Origin of the sequence: Corallococcus sp. AB049A, from assembly GCF_003668885.1 — a bacterium.
GTDB lineage: Bacteria > Myxococcota > Myxococcia > Myxococcales > Myxococcaceae > Corallococcus > Corallococcus interemptor.
Window position 1 is genome coordinate 1 of the sequence record NZ_RAWL01000637.1, and the last position, 3,526, is coordinate 3,526.

General features: G+C 71.7%; 2 protein-coding genes. Both read left to right on the forward strand.

Annotation, left to right across the window (positions count from 1 at the left end; all coding sequences use genetic code 11):
* Positions 1-55: 55 nt before the first annotated feature.
* Complete coding sequence (locus D7X55_RS37535; RefSeq protein WP_121725538.1) at positions 56-1,939, forward strand: lipase maturation factor family protein; 1,884 nt, start codon at positions 56-58, stop codon at positions 1,937-1,939.
* 24 nt (positions 1,940-1,963) lie between these two features.
* Positions 1,964-3,490, forward strand: a complete 1,527-nt coding sequence (locus tag D7X55_RS37540; protein ID WP_233610307.1) for a protein kinase domain-containing protein — start codon at positions 1,964-1,966, stop codon at positions 3,488-3,490.
* Positions 3,491-3,526 lie beyond the last annotated feature (36 nt).

Sequence of the window (3,526 nt, forward strand, 5' to 3'; positions counted from 1 at the left end):
CCTTCGCATCCCGCCCGCCGCGCGCACCTTTGTCGTCGGACGAAGGAGAGACGTGATGCGCGCGATGACCCGCGAGATGCGACCGCTCGTGCTGTTCGATGGGGACTGCGGCTTCTGCAAGCGCTGGGTGGCGCGCTGGAGCCAGGACACCGGCGGCCGGGTGCGCTTCGCGCGCGGGAGCGGCTGGCTGCTCAGGCTGCTCGGGATTCCGAAGAAGGACATGCGGCGGGCGATGCAGCTGGTGGAGCCGTCGGGGCGCCGCTCGTCCGGCGCGGAGGCCGTCTTCCGCATGCTCGCCTGGTCGCCCCGCTGGAGCACGCGGCTCGCCGCGCGGTTGGGATTGGCGCCCGGTGTCCGGCAGGTGGCGGGGGCTGTCTATTCAGTCATCGCGCACAACCGCCGGCGCGCATCGCGGTGGGACCGGTGGTTGTTCGGCCGCGTGACGGAGCCCGCGGAGCACCGGCTGGTGCGCTGGGCCTTCCTGCGGCTGTTGGGCGGCACGTTCCTCATCGCCTTCACGTCGCTGGGCAAGCAGGTGCTGGGGCTCTACGGGGAGAAGGGCATCCGTCCCATCCGTGACGTGGCCCAGTCCGAGCGCTATGCCGCGCAGGGCCGCCGGCGCCGTCCCAGCGTGTTCTGGAAGGACGCGTCGGACGCGGCGCTGGTGCGGGGCTGCCGCGTGGGACAGGCCCTGTCGCTGGCGCTGCTCTTCAACGTGGCGCCGCGCCTGAGCGCGAGTGCGCTGTGGGGGCTGTACCTGTCCTACGTGTCCCTGGGGCGCGAGTTCCTGTCGTTCCAGTGGGACGTGCTGCTCCTGGAGATGGGATTGCTGGGCGCGCACACCGCGCCGTATGGCCTGCGGCCCGGGCTGGGGAAGCGGGACGTGTCCGCGCTGGACGTGTTCCTCTTCCGGATGCTCGTGTTCCGGCTCTACTTCGGGTCGGGCATCAGCAAGTTCCACTCGGGGGACCGGACGTGGCGTGAGCTGAGCGCGTGCGACGTGTACTTCGAGACCGCGCCCCTGCCCACGCGCGGCGGTTGGGCCGCGCACCAGCTTCCGCGCCAGGTGCGCCACGCGGGCACGGCGGCGGTGCTGGCGGCGGAGACGGCGGTGCCCTTCCTCGCCTTCGGCCCCCGGCGCGTGCGGCAGGCCGCCTTCGGCGTCTTCACCGCGTTGCAGGCGGCCATCATGGCCACGGGCAACTACGGCTTCTTCAACGTGCAGTCCCTGGCCCTGGGGCTGTGGCTGCTGGACGACGCGGCCCTGCGTCGCGTGCTGCCGGAATCGCTGTGGCGTGACGCGGGGCCCGCGCGCCGGCCGTCGTGGCTCGGCATGGCGCAGTCGGTGGCCGCGGCGGTGCCGCTGCTCACGCTGGGCACCATGGAGCAGCTGCGCCGGATGGGGTGGTGGCCGCGCGGCCCGGAGCGTCTGGTGCGGGCAGTGGACTGGCTGGATGACCGAGTGCATCCGCTGCACTCGGTGAACTCCTACGGTCTGTTCGCGGTGATGACGGTGGACCGGCCGGAGATCACCGTGGAGGGCTCGAACGACGGCGTGCACTGGGTGGAGTACCCGTTCCGCTACAAGACGTCGGGCGTGGACCGGCCGCCGCGCCAGGTGGCCCCGCACCAGCCCCGGCTGGACTGGCAGATGTGGTTCGCCGCGCTGGGGTCACCGCCCTCGTGGTTCCTGGCCCTGATGGAGCGGCTGCTGGAGGGCTCGCCGGAGGTGCTGGAACTCTTCGCGTCCAACCCCTTCCCGGAGCGTCCACCCCGGCTGGTCCGGGCGGTGCTGCACGACTACCGGATGACGTCCCGGGAGGAGCGCCAGCGCACCGGCGCCTGGTGGAAGCGGGAGCGGCGCGGGCTCTATGTGTCGCCGCTGACCCTCGCGCCCGCGTCGTCCGAGCAGGCGGGACGGCTGACCTGGTCCGTCTGAAACAGCGCCCGGGACTGGCGGGGGATGGGGATCGCTGGGTACGGTGCAAGGGCGATGGTGTCCGGTGCTTCCCCGTCATCCCTCATCTTCGGCAGGTACGCGGTGCTGCGCCGCGTGGCCGTGGGGGGCATGGGGGAAATCTTCCTGGCACGACAGGTGGGCGTCAGCGGCTTCGAGCGCCCCGTCATCCTCAAGAGCCTGCTGCCGGACCTGTTGGAGCATGACGGCTCGGTGGAGATGTTCCTCGACGAGGCCCGCGTCGCGGCGCACCTGAACCACCCGAACGTCGTGTCGCTGTACGAGGTCGGCGCGTGGCAGGGCACGTTCTACATCGCCATGGAGTACATCGAGGGCGAGAACCTGGGCCGCCTGGCGAAGGCGGCGCAGCGGGCCGGCACGCCGCTGCCCCACCGCGTCTGCGCGCAGATGATCCGCGACGCGGCGCTGGGTCTGGACCACGCGCACCACGCGCGCGACAGCCAGGGCGCGTCGCTGGAGCTGGTGCACCGGGACATCAGCCCGCAGAACATCATGGTGCGCCTGGATGGCCTGACGAAGGTGGTGGACTTCGGCGTGGCCAAGGCGACCATCCGCGCCAGCCGCACGCGCACGGGCGTGCTCAAGGGCAAGCTGCGCTACATGTCGCCGGAGCAGGTGCGCAACGAGCCCGTCTCCGGCACCAGTGACCAGTTCGCGCTCGGCGTCGTGCTGTGGGAGCTGTGCACGCGCCGGCCGTTCATCGACACGGACAACCCCGCGGAGGCCATGCGGCGCATCGCGCTGGCGGCGGTGCCCCGGCCCTCGCAGTTCGTGGAGGGGCTGTCGCCGCTGCTGGAGCAGATCATCCTGCGCATGCTCCACCGCGCGCCCGGGCAGCGCTTCGCCCGGTGCTCGGAAGTGGCGCGCGCGCTCCAGGCCTATCTGGATGAGGTGCCGGAGGCGCCGGGAGAGAGCGTCTCCGCGGTGGTGACGCGGCTGGTGGGGGACACGGTGCTGGCGCGGCTGCGAGACGCGGCCAGCGGCGAGCCCGGGCTGCCCCAGGTCCGCGAGCCCTCCAACGTGTCGTGCCCGCGCTGTGGCCAGGCCACCAGCGCCACCAACCGCTTCTGCCCCGCGTGCGGCAACTCGCTCACGCCCGCGTCCGGAGAGGCCTCGCCGAAGCTGTCGAGGACGCCGGTCTCCGGAGACGCCGCGCGCCAGCCTTCGCGGATGCCCCTGCTGCGCGAGCCGCCCGTGCACCTGGGCGACGAGGACGTCCCCGACGCGCCCACGGCCAAGGCGCCCGCCCGCCGCGACGACGGCGCCGTGCACGAGCCGCCCACCGACCCGACGATGGAGGTGCCCGCGCCGCTGGCCTCCGCCCTGGCCGAGCCGCCGTCCGCCACCACCTCCGGGGACGATGACGACGACGGGCCCCCGGCCCTGGGAGACGAGGCCCCGGGCCCCACGGTGAAGATCCGTGCGATGGCTGTCTCTTTTACACATCTCCGAGCCCACCAGACCGGAGCTTATCTCGTATGCCGTCTTTTGCTTGAAAAAAAAAAATTCTAATACCTCATAATCACATATGATATGCTCCTAGACATG